Here is a 13858-nt window from a genome sequence, read left to right as displayed (position 1 = left end):
GAAGAGAAAAAACGAGTGCTAGCACTCGTTTTTTTATTACACAACCGCAGGATTATAAATCATCGTAAAGTGTCCTGGTAATAATTCAATGTGACAAGGTGTATGAAGCGAACTTTCTCCATCTGTATCTACTTCTTTTTCTTCTTTCGTTTCAATATGAATGGATTTCGCTTTTACGTGGAAGATGTCATTTTCATTTGAGTCTTCAAATAGTTTCTTTCCGATGTAATCTTTAAATGCTTGAATACCTGTTGATTTGACTACAAAAATATCAAGTGTTCCGTCATCACATTTTACGTTTGGAATAAAGGATGGAATACCACCAAGATATTCACCATTTCCAACCATGACAAGGACAGCTTCGTCTTCATATACTTGTCCATCGTAAGTGATTTTTACTGGGAATGTTTCAGCATTTTTGACAGTTCGAATTGTGCTTAAGTAGTAACCGATTTTACCAAGCTTTGCTTTTTCTTCTGCATCAATATTGTTTGATACTTCAGATACGAGTCCAATGCCCCAGAAGTTTAAGAAATGTTGTCCGTTTGCTTTTGCAACGTCAACTGGTTTTATGTGTTCTTTTGTAATAAGTTTTGCCGCTTCTGCAATGTTTTGCGGAACACCAAGTGTGCGAGAGAAGTCGTTGCAAGTTCCGCCTGGAATGATTGCAAGTGTAGGTCTAGTTTCGAGAGGTGCTAAGCCATTTGTGCATTCAAATACTGTTCCATCACCACCAAAGACGATAATTAAATCTACTTTACTAGCAAACTCTTGGCAATATTTTGTTGCATCACCTTGTTTTTTCGTATGAAGGATATGTAGATCAGGAAAAGCTGCGGCAAGAGGTGGTACGATTTTCGTTAAATTTGTATGTAAGTCACCTTGACCAGCTTTCGGATTTACGATGAGGAGTACTTTTTCAAATTTTGTCTTTGTCATATTTCATCTCTCCCTGTAGTTTGTAAATGGAAAGAAAGGAGCTGTTCCCATGTATTTTAGAACAGCTTCTCCCTATTAATTGGGTGCTAAGATTGTCAGTTATTGTCGGTAAGTCGATATATTTAAAAAATCGCCGATATAATTTGAGTTACGGTCGATATATTTTGAAAATCGCCGATATACATTTTATGTACTATCGATTTTTTAAGTTATACGATTATTCCGTTACAACTGAAGCAATGAATGGTAAGTTACGATATTTTTCCGCACAGTCGATACCGTATCCAACGATGAATTCGTCTGGAATTTGGAAGCCAACATATTCAGCTGTTAAGTCTACTTTACGACGTTCTGGCTTATCAAGTAATGTACAGAACTTGAGTGCTTTTGGTTTATGCATAAAGAAGTGGTCTTTTAGGAAATGAAGTGTTAAACCAGAATCGATAATATCTTCTACAACAATTACGTTTTTCCCAGTAATGTTTACGTCGATATCTTTTAGTAGTTTCACTTTTCCTGTTGTTTCTGTTTGATTTCCGTAGCTAGATGCAGAAATAAAGTCAATTGTTACATCATTTTTGATGTGACGAATTAAATCAGCAGCAAATACGAATGAACCTTTTAATACTGCGATAACTACGATTTCTTCTCCTTCAAAGTCACGTTCGATTTGAAGTGCTAATTCTTTAACTTTTGCTTGTAATTGTTCTTCAGAAATTAAAGTGTCTTTTATTTCAATATTCATTGTAATCCTCCTACAGTGTAAAACTTATGAACATTTCGACTGTAAAGGATAGAATAGAAAAAGTCAAAGGAGATAGTAATTTTTTACAAAGATAACGACAAAATCATCTGATGATATGATATACTAAGTACATTAAGAGAACGCTTCCATAAAGGGTGAATATGATGAAGAAGAAACAGTACACAAGTGTAACATTTATAAAAGCATTACTTTTAACAATTGTTCTTGGCCTGTTGGCTTACGTAATTGATGTACCTGCGATTCGTATTTCATTAATTGGAATGACTTTAGTGTTAGGAGCAATTTCGCACGGTATGATGTCGCAGCTAAAAGAAGCTGGACTTGATGATATGAGAGATCATATAGATAAAAAGTAAGAAACCTTCATTATATAGAGTGAAGGTTTTTTTGTTTCTTACAAAAATGTAAGGTAGTTGTAAGGCAAATCGATAGTTGCATAAGAGCATTTTGGATAAACTATGGGTGTAAGGTAAAAGGCAAGCATATTTTAGGTAAATTAAGTTTTAGGCACTCTATATGTGAAAAAGGAGTAGGAGGGCATGGAGAAACGTTGGACGACCTTTTCTTTTTTAGCGACTAGTAACACCGTAATGCTAGATGGAAAAATGGATTTTTTGCACTTGTTTGATCGTGAAGATGATCATTCTTCTTCTAAATTTACAATGAAATGGAATAAATGGAGCGAGAGTTGTAGGTTTGAAGAAGAGGCCCCTAACGAAGAGCAAAAGATTATTTTAACAAACCCTATTAAAGCGTGGGTTGTTCAACGTCGTAAGTGTAACGTCAAAAATCACTTCAAGAAAACTGAGCCGAGACAATTAGTTATCGCTCCGGCCCGTTCTACTTCCAAATCACGCGAAAGTAACATGTAAATAATTGAGACACACACCCGAAAAAAACATCGTACATATTGCGATGTTTTTTTCTTTTTCTACAATGAAATCTTTAAATGAAATATATTTCATCTGCATCTTATATTTATATCTCTTGCTTATTCTAGTAATACATCCGATGCGAGTTGATGTGAATAAAATATAAGGAGAGAGTGAAAATGAAAAAGAAACTATTACCAATTTGTGCAATGGCACTTTTAACAGTAGGATATTCTTCAGTAGCGAGTGCGGATACTGGAACAGTAACAAAGGAAGAAGAAGGGCAAGTACAACAGGATAAAGCTAAAAAAGAAGAAGCAATTAAGGAACAGCAAAAAAGTGAAATAGAGAAAAAGCAAGCGGCACAAGTACAAGAAAAAAATGATATGGCTAAAAAAGAGGAAACAATAAAAGCTGAGAAAAAAAGTGAAGAAGAGAAAAAGAGAATAGCGCAAGAACAGTTAAAAAACGATATGGCCAAAAAAGAAGCAGCGATAAAAGCCGAGCAAAAGAATGAAGTAGCTAAAAAAGAAGAAGCAAAGCCAGTTGTACAAGGTGAAAAATTACCAAATACAGCATCAAATAATGTAGCAATGATGGGATTAAGTGCATGTCTTGTAGCGGTAGGTACATTATTTGGTTTGAATCGTCGCAATAAGATTAAAGCGTAAATAAAATATTTTCCTATAAAGAATGGGATAATTTCATATATTAAAAATGGTAGGTTACTCCTACCATTTTTGGCATGGAGGAATGAAGAATGAAGTTACTCAATTATATCGGTATCATATTGATGGCTATAGGCCTATTCATGGGATCCTATTACGCTGTGGAATGGTATAAAGGAAAAAGCTCTGCCGGGCAATTAACGGCAGAAGAAATAAAGAGCCTTAAAAATATACAAGATACTCAACTTTCTCATGAAACACCTGTAACTTCTCAAGTGCCTTCTTCTCAAACAGAACATAAAGAAGGAGAAAAGGTAGCGATGTTAAACATACCGAAAATAAAGAAGAAGTTTTCTATATATTGGGGAGCAGATGATACGACTTTGAAAAAAGGAGTGGGTATGTTCGTTAGTGATTTAACGACAACTCCATCTGGAGGGGGACATACTGTACTGAGTGGACATCGAGATACTGTATTTACAGATTTAGAAGAGTTGAAAGAAAAGGATACCCTTGTTTTAGAGTATGATAATAAAACGTACACATATGAAATTCAAAAGACATGGATTACTCATGCGGATGATCGTACTGTTATTATAAAAAAAGAAGAACCGATATTAACACTGACAACTTGTTACCCATTTGATTATATAGGGGATGCACCAGATAGATATATTATCGAGGCGAAGTTAACTGGCAGTTATTCAAAGTGAAATTATAGTTTCTGAAAGCGAGAGGGGGATATATAAGTTATGTCAAAAAACATTTTAATTGTTGAAGATGAAGACATATTACGTGAAATATTAAAAGATTATTTTTTAAGTGAACAATATGTAGTGTTTGAAGCGAGGGACGGGAAAGAGGCTTTAGTTGTATTTGAAGAAGAAGAGGTTGATTTAGTTATTTTAGATATCATGTTGCCAGAACTCGATGGATGGTCTGTTTGCCGAAGGATTAGGAAGACGTCCGAGGTGCCTATTATTATGCTGACGGCGCGTGTAGATGAAGACGATACGTTACTTGGTTTTGAACTTGGAGCAGATGACTATGTGACGAAGCCGTATAGTCCTCCAATTTTATTAGCAAGAGCGAAACGATTATTAGAAAGTAGAAAAGCATCGAAGAAACCTTTAGAGAACGAAGATGATACGTTATCGATTCATGGCATCCATGTCCATTTTCCGTCGCGTACTGTTACTGTTGATGAGGCAGATGTTAGTTTAACGCATACGGAGTTTGAAATATTGGTGTATTTCATGAAAAATCAAGGAATCGTTTTAACGCGAGAGCAACTCATTTCAAGAATTTGGGGATATGAATTTGCTGGCGATGATCGAACGGTGAATAGCCATATTCGTAATTTAAGAAATAAATTAGGAGAGAAAGCAAAGTATATTATAACTGTAGTACGAACTGGTTATAAATTTGAGGGGAATGTATGAAGAAAGGAATTGTACTAAAATTATTTACTCTTACAACAGCATTATGTATGTTGATTTTAGCGACGATATTTATTGGACAAACGATATTTTTTAAACAATATTATGCGAATCGAAAAGTGGAAGATATTAAAGTGAATTTAAATTCTTTTGAGAAGAATTATTTAAATTATGCAGGAAATGCAGAAGAAATTCAGAAACTAGAGCAAGACTTTTTAAGAGAAAATAATACGTGGATTACGACATTAGATAAGAACGGGAATTTAAAACATACAGATGATTTTTATTTTGAAGTAACGATAGATCGTAGGCAACAAAAGAGCTTTGGACAACAAATATTTAAAATTCCCTTAGGTAATCTCGTCAATATAGAGGAAATTGATAATAAATTATCAGAGCAGTTTTTAGGGCAAGAAATTTATTTTTCTGGAGTGAGAAAAGAAGATAGTTTTATTCCATTCTCTTTTTCTTTATCTAAGCAGAATTTAAGTGGATCTAATAAACCGTTAGAAAAAGCATTTAATGAGAAAATGAGTAAATTAAATGAGGAGAAAAAGAGAGCAGCTGAGGAACAACTTGTTAAGGAAAAGAAACCAGCTGTTCAGGAGCAAGCTGCTCAAGAATCAAATGTTTACATAGGTGGACGTGTTACAAAAGTACAGTTACCAGATGTAAAAGGTCCTGTGAATCCAATTTATAAAAATGGCATCTTCTTAGATAACATAAAAGAATTTCAAACTGATTTATTATTAAAAGAGAACAAACACATACAATATACAACACAAACAATGGACTATGAAAAGAATGATATAAAATATAAATTATTAATGAAACCAATAAAAGAAAAAGACGGATCAGTAACATATATTTATGCGATGGCTTCTTTACAGCCCGTAGATGAAGCTGTACAAATGGTGCAAGATTACTATATCTACATCATTGCATTTGTAGTCGTTCTTATTTTTTTAGCTTCGTTCTATTACTCAAAACAAATTGCCAAACCGTTATTAAAAATAAATGATACGACGAAGAAAATAGCACAATTAGATTTTACAGAAAAAATACCAATTACTTCAAAAGATGAAATTGGGGATTTATCGAAAAATATTAATGTGCTATCAAATAAACTCCATTCCCATATTGGACAGTTAGAAGAAGATATTGAAAAGGAAAGAAAGTTAGAAAGGACGCGAAAAGAATTCATTTCTGGTGTTTCACATGAATTAAAAACACCGCTAAGTATTATGAAAAGCTGTATTTCTATTTTAAAAGATGGAGTAGCTGAACATAAAAAAGAGTATTATTTTCAGGCAATGGAAAGAGAAGTAGACAAAATGGATACTTTAATTTTGGATATGCTTGAGTTAGCTAAATTTGAATCTGGTACATATAAAATGAAAAAGGATTCGTTTTATATTGATACAGTAATTGAAGATATATGTGAACATCTATCTGTGGAAATAGAGAAAAAAGAACTTCATGTTCATAAAAATATATGTTCATTTGAAGTGATTGCAAATCAAGGCCGGATTGAACAAGTCATCGTGAACTTCATTACGAATGCCATACGTTATACACCAAATAAAGAAGATATTATTATTTCTACAATAGATGAGAAGAATCGTATAAAAGTTTGTATTGAAAATAAAGGTACTCACATTGAAGAAGAACAATTAGATAAAATTTGGGATCGTTTTTATCGCGTGGATACAGCTCGTCAGCGTTCACAAGGTGGGACGGGACTGGGGCTTGCTATTTCTAAAAATATTTTAGAATTACACGATGCTGAATATGGAGTGAAAAATACAGAAGACGGTGTATTATTTTACTTTTACTTACCGAAAAAAGCGTAGATAATGCATGATACGCTTTTTTAATTTATTTTCATATTATCTTTACCTAATCTTTATTTTTAATCAGTATAATTTGTTTAGAATATGAGGTTATGTAAGGAGTCGATGAACCGTGCATAGCAATTGGCTAAGTATAATGGTATTTATTTTCTTTTGCGCATTTATTGTATTTTTAATTAATATTACGATATGAAAAAAGAGCGCTCATTAAGCGCCCTTTTTTTGTGTATTCATTTGATAAGCACTGATGCTTTTGAATAAGCGTGGTGAAGTGATAAATAAAAATATAAGTAAAACGGTACATAGAATATAGGAACCAATCATTGTACTACCGTTAAATATTAAAGAATATAGGAAAGCCGATTGGCCTTTTGGTGCATATTGTCCCCAGAAAATGATACCAGCGATAAAGTGACAGAAGTAACGAGCTAGACTACCGATAAAAGTAGCGACGATAATGTATCCAATTACTTTCTTTCCTTGGTTTGGTTTTGATGAAGGTTTGTCTTTACGGTTACCTAAATTTGATTGCTCTTCGCTATTATCATTGGAAGTTAAAAGTGCTTTTTGAATTGGACGATAGAATAAACCAGCAAATCCAATGAATGCGAAAGCAACAAAGTATTCAATTAGTACTTGAATTGGTGTGACGATAATGGCATCGCCTACGACAATTTGTAATAATCCCCAAATTAGGCCCCCTAAGAAAGCCATTTTGAAGCCCCAGCGGTATGCGATAATAAAAATAGGAATCATAGCAAATGAAATGGAACCGCCTGTTGCTGATATTTTTATTGAAAGTGGTAAAATGTCGATGACCAAGGCGAAGGCTGCAAGAATAGCAGATTCGATCATCGCTTGTAAATTAGTGTTACGCATGTTGTCTCCCCCTAAATCCAAGTTGTACAAAAAAGAATAGATATCATAGGAGGATACGAAATACGTAAATAAAAATGAGGTATGTATTTCGGACGTTTGCACAATCCCTGCGTTAGCATTAACTAACAGGTTCGAAGGGTCGGAACGAAGTGTTCCCTCTCAGCGACATGGCTCCCCCAGTGATAACGAGATTCTTTATTTGCTATTGTTTATTGTAAGCGAAATGGATGAGAATGGCAAACGAATACAGTATGACAATAATTGAAATAGAATTGTAGCGAAATGTTAATAAATATGAAGCAAAAGGGTATAGTACAAGAGAAATTGGGTGTGGTATAATTTTTTTGAAAATAATTATCATTCTCTTCTGAGGGGGAAGGTTATGAGCTTAGTAGATATTAAAATTGGAGAGAAAGTGTTAGTAAAAAGTATTCAGTCTTTAGATCAGCTATTAAAGCGTAGACTAGCTGCTTTCGGTCTTGCTGAAGGAAGCGAACTTCGCCTGAAACAGAAAGCGATGTTTAAAGGTCCTTGTACATTGGAGTGTCGTGGACAGTTAATTAGTATTCGTCATTGTGACGCGAAAATGATAAAGGTGGAATTAGCGTGAATAAGGTAGCTTTGCTAGGGAATCCGAATACAGGGAAGACATCATTATTTAATGCACTTACTGGTTCTTATGAGTATGTAGGAAACTGGAGCGGTGTAACAGTAGAAAAGAAGGTTGGTAAATTAAAAGATAGACAAGGAACATTAATTGATTTACCAGGTGTTTATGATTTAAATCCAGTTTCACGTGATGAAGGTGTTGTAACAAACTTTCTATTAACAGAAGAATTTAATCATATGTTAAATATCGTAGATTCCTCGCAGTTTGAAAGAAATATGCATTTAACGTTGCAGTTACTTGAATTTGGTAAGCCAGTCTCAATTGGTTTAAACATGGTTGATGTGGCGAAGCAAAGAGGAATTGTCATTAATGTAAAACGATTATCGGAACTATTAGGTGTAACAGTCGTTCCTGTTGTTGCAAGAAGTGGAAAAGGCTGTAAAGAACTGCTTGCGACTCTTAAAGAAAATGACAAGAAAGAGAAAAAGCCATTCCTTATTTCATATGGTGTACAAATGGATGAAGGAATTGGAGAAGTAATTGCTCTTTTAGAGACAGTGAATTACGAGCATCCGAGATGGTTAGCACTTCAATTTTTAAGCAATAACGAAGTAGTAGAAAAAGAAATGAAAGCATTACCAATTTATAAGGAACTCATAGCCATTCGATCTCGCTTAGAAGGAAAACTTGATTGTACGTTAGAAGAGCACATTTACAAAACTCGTGAAGCGTATATTGAAAAGTTAAAAACAAATGTTATGAAGCATGAGAAAGAAGGAAAAATTCCTTTTTCAGAAAAAATTGATAGATTAATTACACATAAAATTTTAGGACTTCCAATCTTTTTAGCAGTTATGTTTTTTATTTTTCAGGTTACGTTTACGTGGATTGGTACACCTTTATCTGATATGTTAGATGAGTTTTTTGGTGGCCAGCTTACGGATTGGGTGACGGCTGGACTTACAAGTATTGGAGCTTCTCAGTTTATTCAAGCACTCGTTACAGAAGGTATTATTGCCGGTGTTGGTGCTGTATTAGTATTCGTACCACAAATCTTTGCACTATTCTTTTTCATTTCATTATTAGAAGACTCAGGGTATATGGCGCGAATTGCGGTTGTTATGGATAGAATTATGGAGTTTTTCGGCTTAAACGGAAAAGCTTTTATTCCGATGATTATCGGTTTTGGATGTAACGTTCCAGGTATTATGGCTGCGAGAACGATTGAACAGGAGAAAGAACGTTTACTTACCATTTTAGTAACACCATTTATGTCTTGTTCAGCACGATTACCTGTATATGCATTATTTGCGGGCGTATTCTTCCCGCATAGTCAGGCGACTGTTGTATTTTCTTTATATGTTGCAGGGATTGTTCTTGCGTTATTAGTTACAAAAATTATGTCTCTTACGATTTTGAAAGCGGAAAAGTCTATTTTCGTAATTGAATTACCTCCTTATCGTGTGCCACAAGCAAAAACGTTATGGCTGAGCACATGGGAGAAAGGAAAAGGATTTGTTCGTAAAGCTGGTACATTCATCTTCGGTGGTTCAGTTATCATTTGGTTATTAAACTATGCAGGTCCATCAGGATTTGGTGTTGATATGGGAGACAGTTACTTAGCGATGATTGGTGGATTTATCGCACCGCTATTTGCACCGCTCGGCTTTGGAACGTGGCAAGCTGCAGCATCCCTTTTAACAGGATTTTTAGCGAAGGAAGTTGTCGTTTCAACAATGGCAATTATTTATGCAGTTAAAGAAGATGTGCTTGGAAACGTAATGGGAGCACATTATACAGCATTATCAGCTTATGCATTTATGTTCTTTATTTTATTATACGTTCCATGTTTAGCGACGGTGGCTGTTATTAAACGTGAAACAGGATCAGCGAAATGGACAATTTTCTCAGTCGTTTACCCGCTTGTTGTTGCTTATGTATTAACGCTTATTATATACCAAGTTGGATCTTTACTAGGATTCTAAAAGGAGATGTATAATGATGGTCAATATTATAATTGGAGCTATCATTTTTGGTTATGCAGCATACACGTTAGTTAATTTTGTAAAGAGAAGTAAAAAAGGAAAATGCGCAGCATGTTCTTTAAATAAGTCATGTCAGTCGAAAACTTGTAGTCCAGATATGGAACAAGTTGCTCATAATAAATAGAAAAAAGCTTTGCGAATTTCGCAAAGCTTTTTTGTTTTACTTTTTAATTTTTACAAGTTGAGAAGCTTCGACGCCGTTGTAACCAGGGAATTCTTTACTTGGGTCTTTATCAAATTTTAATACACCTACAGATTTTTCATCCCCTTTTACATTGTTGTAAGTTGCGTCATCGACAATCGCATACATATCTGTATATGCACGGCCACTTCCGATAATTGTGTTGCCTTCATATTTTAATTTGGTTCCATCAAGTGTAGCATTTTCTACTTTTTCTTTTGCAAATAATACACCTTGTTCTGTTGTTACAGCTGGTAATTTATCAAGTGGTTTCGTGTTGTCTTTTTCATCAACTTTGCTAAGTAACTCTTTTTTCACTAGTTCCTCACCAGTTTTCTTATCCATTACAAGAACTTTTTTACCATCTAATGTTGTCATTTTCATTTTATAGAAGTCTTTTTCTTTCACTTCTTTTTTGTTTTTATCTGTAATTTGCTGAACTTGTTCTTCTGAGCCGTACAGTACAAAACCGTTCGCTTTCTCTCCTAATAGAGAACAACCTGATAATGCTCCAAGTGAAATTGCTGCTGCTAATCCGATTCCTACTAATTTTTTCATGATGATTTCTCCTTTTATATGTTTTATATTAAATACAATTTTTGTATTATTGCTTACAAGTGAAGAAGCTTGTTTGTTGCTTCTGGTATTAGTGTATAAGAAATATCAGAATGCAACTATCGAGTTAGCTTACAGTAACATTACACTTATGTAATTTAGTGAAATTGCACAAAAGTAAGTTAATTTAAAAGAGGGGTAATGAGAATATATTAGAAATACAATATTGTATATAGAATGTCATATTATAATGGATGTATTTTGGAAATAACATGTAAGGACATATTAGTTTTGTTATAATAAACACATAGGCTGTAAAAATGAATATTCTTTACTGTAAAGGGAGATTTTTCAGTTTTCCAAGTAGTGAATTTGAAATATGAGGTATATCATAGGAGGAATTTAGATGTCTGTATTTAAACGATTAAGAGATTTAACAATGTCGAATGTATATTCATTAATTGAAAAAGCGGAAGATCCAGTTAAGATGACTGATCAATATTTACGCGATATGCAAGCGGATGTACAAGAAGCTGAGAAAAGTGTAGCAGCTCAAATCGCGCTTGAGAAGAAATTCAAAATATTATTTGAAGAGCAAGAAGCACTTGTGAAAAAACGTGAAGAGCAGGCTCATATGGCTGTTCAAGCTAATAACTTAGATCTTGCGCGTCGTGCATTAGAAGAAAAACAAAATGCAGAACAAAAAATGAATGAGTATAAAGCAAGCTACGAGCAAAATAAAGCTGCTGCTGATAACCTGCGCCTAAAGCTAGAAGAAATGCGTAAGCAATTAAATGAGCTGAAAAATAAACGTGAAACACTTGTAGCACGTGTAAATGCGGCGAAAGCACAAAAGAATATTAATCAGGCGATGTCTGGATTTGATTCAAACTCAGCAAAAGCTGGTTTAAGCCGTATGGAAGAGAAAGCTCTTCAATTAGAGGCTGAAGCAGAAGCAAGCGGTGAAGTTTATAAGAAAGAAAAATCATTAGATGATGAATTCGCAAGCTTAAACAAAAATTCTGCTGTTGACGATGAATTAGCTCGTATTATGAAGCAGTATGAGAAATAATATAGAATAGAGACAAATGAACCGACATGTCTAAATATATTCATGTCGGTTTTCTATTATATTTAGAGGAGGTTTTGCAATGACATGGATGAATGTAGTTGCCATGCTTGTATGGACTGGAGCGAGTGCAGTACTTTTATTTGCAATTATGTGGGTTGATTCAATTTTTACAAAATACAATGATTTAAAAGAAATTAAAAATGGAAATACAGCTGTAACAACTCGTTTTATTATGAAGTTATTTGCACAAGGGTACATTTTATCCCAATCAATTACGAAAGCAAATGACTTATGGCAGGCACTTCTTGCTTCAGCAGTTTCTTTCGTTATTTTATTAGTGGTAGAAATGTTTATCGAATTTGTATTAAAGAAAATGTCTGGTCTTGATTTAGAAGAAGGTACGAAAGAAGGTAGCGTTGCACATGCGATGTTAGCCGGATCATTACATATTGTTGGTGCACTAATTTTAGGTGCGTGTTTATAAAGAGAAAAGGAGGTGTAGATCATGAGTTTATTTAAACGAATTAAAAATATAATGAAAAGCCCAGAGCCACCGAAGCCGGAAAAGAGTCTTTTAACGTTAGCTCCTGGCGATATGATTGAAGTGTCATTAGTTATGTATGAATTAATTGGGAAAACGAGTATGCATTCGCGTAAGGAAATTGTTTTGACATTGCAAGATGGAAAAGACATTCGTTATTTAAAAATTGAAGATCGTGAAAATACGTATTACAAATTATATACACCAATTGATGGTCGCTTAGATTCAATTGATGAAATTCCGACGACAATTGAAATGGATGATACCGAGTACCATATGGAAGAACAATATAACGGACGTGTTGTTGTTATGGGAAAAACTCCATTCTCAGCTTCAGAAGAACAGTACGTATGGGAATTCCAATCAGATAATCGAAAATTATTGCGTATTGAATGGCAAAATGGTCGCACAATGATGTATGAGGGAGAAGCAATCATTCCTGCTGATGTACAAATTATAAGAGCAACGTAAGGGGGCGTAATCATGTCAAACCGATTGTTTACCATGATTAAATCGTTTGTAATCCCTATACTTGCTATCGTTATATTACTTGTTGTTGCTGGTTATGCCTTATCAGGTTGTCAAGGCGGGCAGACAAAGTCGATTCAAGACCGTTATCCACTTGAATCTGTTGCCAAGGAAGGTAAACAAGAATCTTACGTGTATAGGGCCGCCAATCGGTCAGTTCCTGAAGTAGCGAAGGAACTCATTAACGAAAGAGAACCGAAGCAAGCATCTAAAGAAGACGAAAATCAAATGTTCCTCGTTTATTCTGATAAGATTTATAACCTGCAAAAGGATAAAGAGAAACCATCTGATACGTTAATTGAAATAAGTAACAAAGAATTTGTCCGTCAAAATTACCAACCGTCCTTCTTGCAAGGATATATTATGGGTAGCATATTAAACGATATATTCGGTTCACGAAAATCATCATACGGTGATTATCGAGGATATAACGATAGACAAAATCATAAACCAGTTATTCCAGAAAGACCACCTACAAAAGAAGAAAAGAAAACCCCACCTCCAATTACGAAGGAAGGGAAAGGGTCTATCATTAAGCGAGGCGATAATGTAGATTCGAAACCATCAGTAGGTGATAAGGGAAGTATTACTGAAAAAGGAAGTAATACGACGCCCCCACCTTCTACTGGAAGCAAGGGGAAAATTACGAAAACACCAGGTGGTTCAAGCGGATCAGATGTGAAGCCAAAATCATCTATTAAAACGCCGCCAAGGAATACATCTCCTCCGAAAACAAGGGTCGGTGGTTCAGGGAAAATTACAAAGAGAAGATAGTATAGAGACCGAAAAGTTGAATTTGCTTTTTGGTCTTTTTTCGTGTTGTGGGAATTAATCCCTTTCAGTTGGTACGATTTAGGCATAAGGGGGGAAGTAAAAATATATCAGCGATTATTAGAATATATCGACCGTA

General features: G+C 34.5%; 17 protein-coding genes and 1 riboswitch. Of the genes, 13 read left to right on the top strand and 4 right to left on the bottom strand.

What is annotated here, in order from left to right; translation table 11 throughout:
• Positions 1-36: 36 nt before the first annotated feature.
• Both EBQ15_RS04710 and hpt read right to left on the bottom strand, forming a co-directional pair.
• Entirely contained in the window at positions 37-939 is a 903-nt protein-coding gene (locus EBQ15_RS04710; protein WP_000167901.1) for a diacylglycerol/lipid kinase family protein, read from the bottom strand.
• 217 nt (positions 940-1156) lie between these two features.
• Complete coding sequence (hpt, locus tag EBQ15_RS04705; RefSeq protein ID WP_001019295.1) at positions 1157-1684, bottom strand: hypoxanthine phosphoribosyltransferase; 528 nt, start codon at positions 1682-1684, stop codon at positions 1157-1159.
• Between the two features lie 161 nt (positions 1685-1845).
• Between hpt and EBQ15_RS04700 the strand changes: the two genes are divergently transcribed.
• The 6 genes from EBQ15_RS04700 to EBQ15_RS04675 all read left to right on the top strand — a co-directional run bounded on the left by EBQ15_RS04700 (position 1846) and on the right by EBQ15_RS04675 (position 6537).
• The gene (locus EBQ15_RS04700) at positions 1846-2061 is read left to right on the top strand and encodes a hypothetical protein (protein ID WP_002001286.1); all 216 of its coding nucleotides are present in this window, start codon (positions 1846-1848) and stop codon (positions 2059-2061) included.
• A 183-nt stretch (positions 2062-2244) separates the two neighbouring features.
• Complete coding sequence (locus tag EBQ15_RS04695; protein ID WP_000415613.1) at positions 2245-2577, top strand: hypothetical protein; 333 nt, start codon at positions 2245-2247, stop codon at positions 2575-2577.
• 179 nt (positions 2578-2756) lie between these two features.
• Positions 2757-3248 carry an LPXTG cell wall anchor domain-containing protein gene (locus EBQ15_RS04690; RefSeq protein ID WP_000728025.1) on the top strand — a complete coding sequence of 164 codons (492 nt, stop codon included), beginning with the start codon at positions 2757-2759 and terminating at the stop codon, positions 3246-3248.
• Between the two features lie 89 nt (positions 3249-3337).
• Positions 3338-3958, top strand: a complete 621-nt coding sequence (locus tag EBQ15_RS04685) for a class D sortase (protein ID WP_000771572.1) — start codon at positions 3338-3340, stop codon at positions 3956-3958.
• 39 nt (positions 3959-3997) lie between these two features.
• Complete coding sequence (locus EBQ15_RS04680) at positions 3998-4687, top strand: response regulator transcription factor (RefSeq protein ID WP_000041846.1); 690 nt, start codon at positions 3998-4000, stop codon at positions 4685-4687.
• A complete protein-coding gene (locus EBQ15_RS04675) occupies positions 4684-6537 on the top strand; it encodes a sensor histidine kinase (RefSeq protein WP_000715409.1) in 1854 nt (617 codons plus the stop codon). The genes EBQ15_RS04680 and EBQ15_RS04675 overlap by 4 nt, the downstream gene beginning before the upstream one ends.
• Before the next feature lie 207 nt (positions 6538-6744).
• On the opposite strand, the gene EBQ15_RS04670 is transcribed toward EBQ15_RS04675, so the two are convergent.
• Positions 6745-7416 (bottom strand): energy-coupled thiamine transporter ThiT, encoded by a 672-nt coding sequence (locus EBQ15_RS04670; RefSeq protein WP_001246570.1) that lies wholly within the window; start codon positions 7414-7416, stop codon positions 6745-6747.
• Positions 7417-7502: 86 nt separating this feature from the next.
• A riboswitch (TPP riboswitch) is annotated at positions 7503-7604 on the bottom strand.
• A 194-nt stretch (positions 7605-7798) separates the two neighbouring features.
• Between EBQ15_RS04670 and EBQ15_RS04665 the strand changes: the two genes are divergently transcribed.
• Genes EBQ15_RS04665 through EBQ15_RS04655 form a run of 3 tightly spaced genes read left to right on the top strand, consistent with a single transcriptional unit; the run spans position 7799 to position 10195 of the window.
• Positions 7799-8026, top strand: coding sequence for a FeoA family protein (locus EBQ15_RS04665; protein ID WP_000060512.1), 228 nt, complete (start codon positions 7799-7801; stop codon positions 8024-8026).
• Positions 8023-10011, top strand: a complete 1989-nt coding sequence (gene feoB / locus EBQ15_RS04660) for a ferrous iron transport protein B (protein ID WP_001044853.1) — start codon at positions 8023-8025, stop codon at positions 10009-10011. Before EBQ15_RS04665 ends, feoB begins: the two co-directional genes overlap by 4 nt.
• Positions 10012-10024: 13 nt before the next feature.
• Positions 10025-10195, top strand: coding sequence for a FeoB-associated Cys-rich membrane protein (locus tag EBQ15_RS04655; protein WP_000989593.1), 171 nt, complete (start codon positions 10025-10027; stop codon positions 10193-10195).
• 36 nt (positions 10196-10231) lie between these two features.
• On the opposite strand, the gene EBQ15_RS04650 is transcribed toward EBQ15_RS04655, so the two are convergent.
• Positions 10232-10810, bottom strand: coding sequence for a lipoprotein BA_5634 family protein (locus tag EBQ15_RS04650; RefSeq protein WP_000737504.1), 579 nt, complete (start codon positions 10808-10810; stop codon positions 10232-10234).
• Positions 10811-11213: 403 nt separating this feature from the next.
• Here EBQ15_RS04650 and EBQ15_RS04645 point away from each other — a divergent pair, with 403 nt between their 5' ends.
• The 4 genes from EBQ15_RS04645 to EBQ15_RS04630 all read left to right on the top strand — a co-directional run bounded on the left by EBQ15_RS04645 (position 11214) and on the right by EBQ15_RS04630 (position 13722).
• A complete protein-coding gene (locus tag EBQ15_RS04645; RefSeq protein ID WP_000110280.1) occupies positions 11214-11879 on the top strand; it encodes a PspA/IM30 family protein in 666 nt (221 codons plus the stop codon).
• A gap of 79 nt (positions 11880-11958) precedes the next feature.
• Complete coding sequence (locus EBQ15_RS04640) at positions 11959-12363, top strand: DUF350 domain-containing protein (RefSeq protein ID WP_000220087.1); 405 nt, start codon at positions 11959-11961, stop codon at positions 12361-12363.
• Positions 12364-12384: 21 nt separating this feature from the next.
• Positions 12385-12891 carry a DUF4178 domain-containing protein gene (locus EBQ15_RS04635; RefSeq protein WP_000051746.1) on the top strand — a complete coding sequence of 169 codons (507 nt, stop codon included), beginning with the start codon at positions 12385-12387 and terminating at the stop codon, positions 12889-12891.
• A gap of 12 nt (positions 12892-12903) precedes the next feature.
• Entirely contained in the window at positions 12904-13722 is an 819-nt protein-coding gene (locus EBQ15_RS04630) for a DUF4247 domain-containing protein (protein ID WP_000071190.1), read from the top strand.
• Positions 13723-13858: the final 136 nt, after the last annotated feature.

It is taken from the genome of Bacillus sp. 2D03 (assembly GCF_003946765.1).
Taxonomy (GTDB): domain Bacteria; phylum Bacillota; class Bacilli; order Bacillales; family Bacillaceae_G; genus Bacillus_A; species Bacillus_A cereus.
This window is presented reverse-complemented; position numbering and strand designations above follow the sequence as displayed.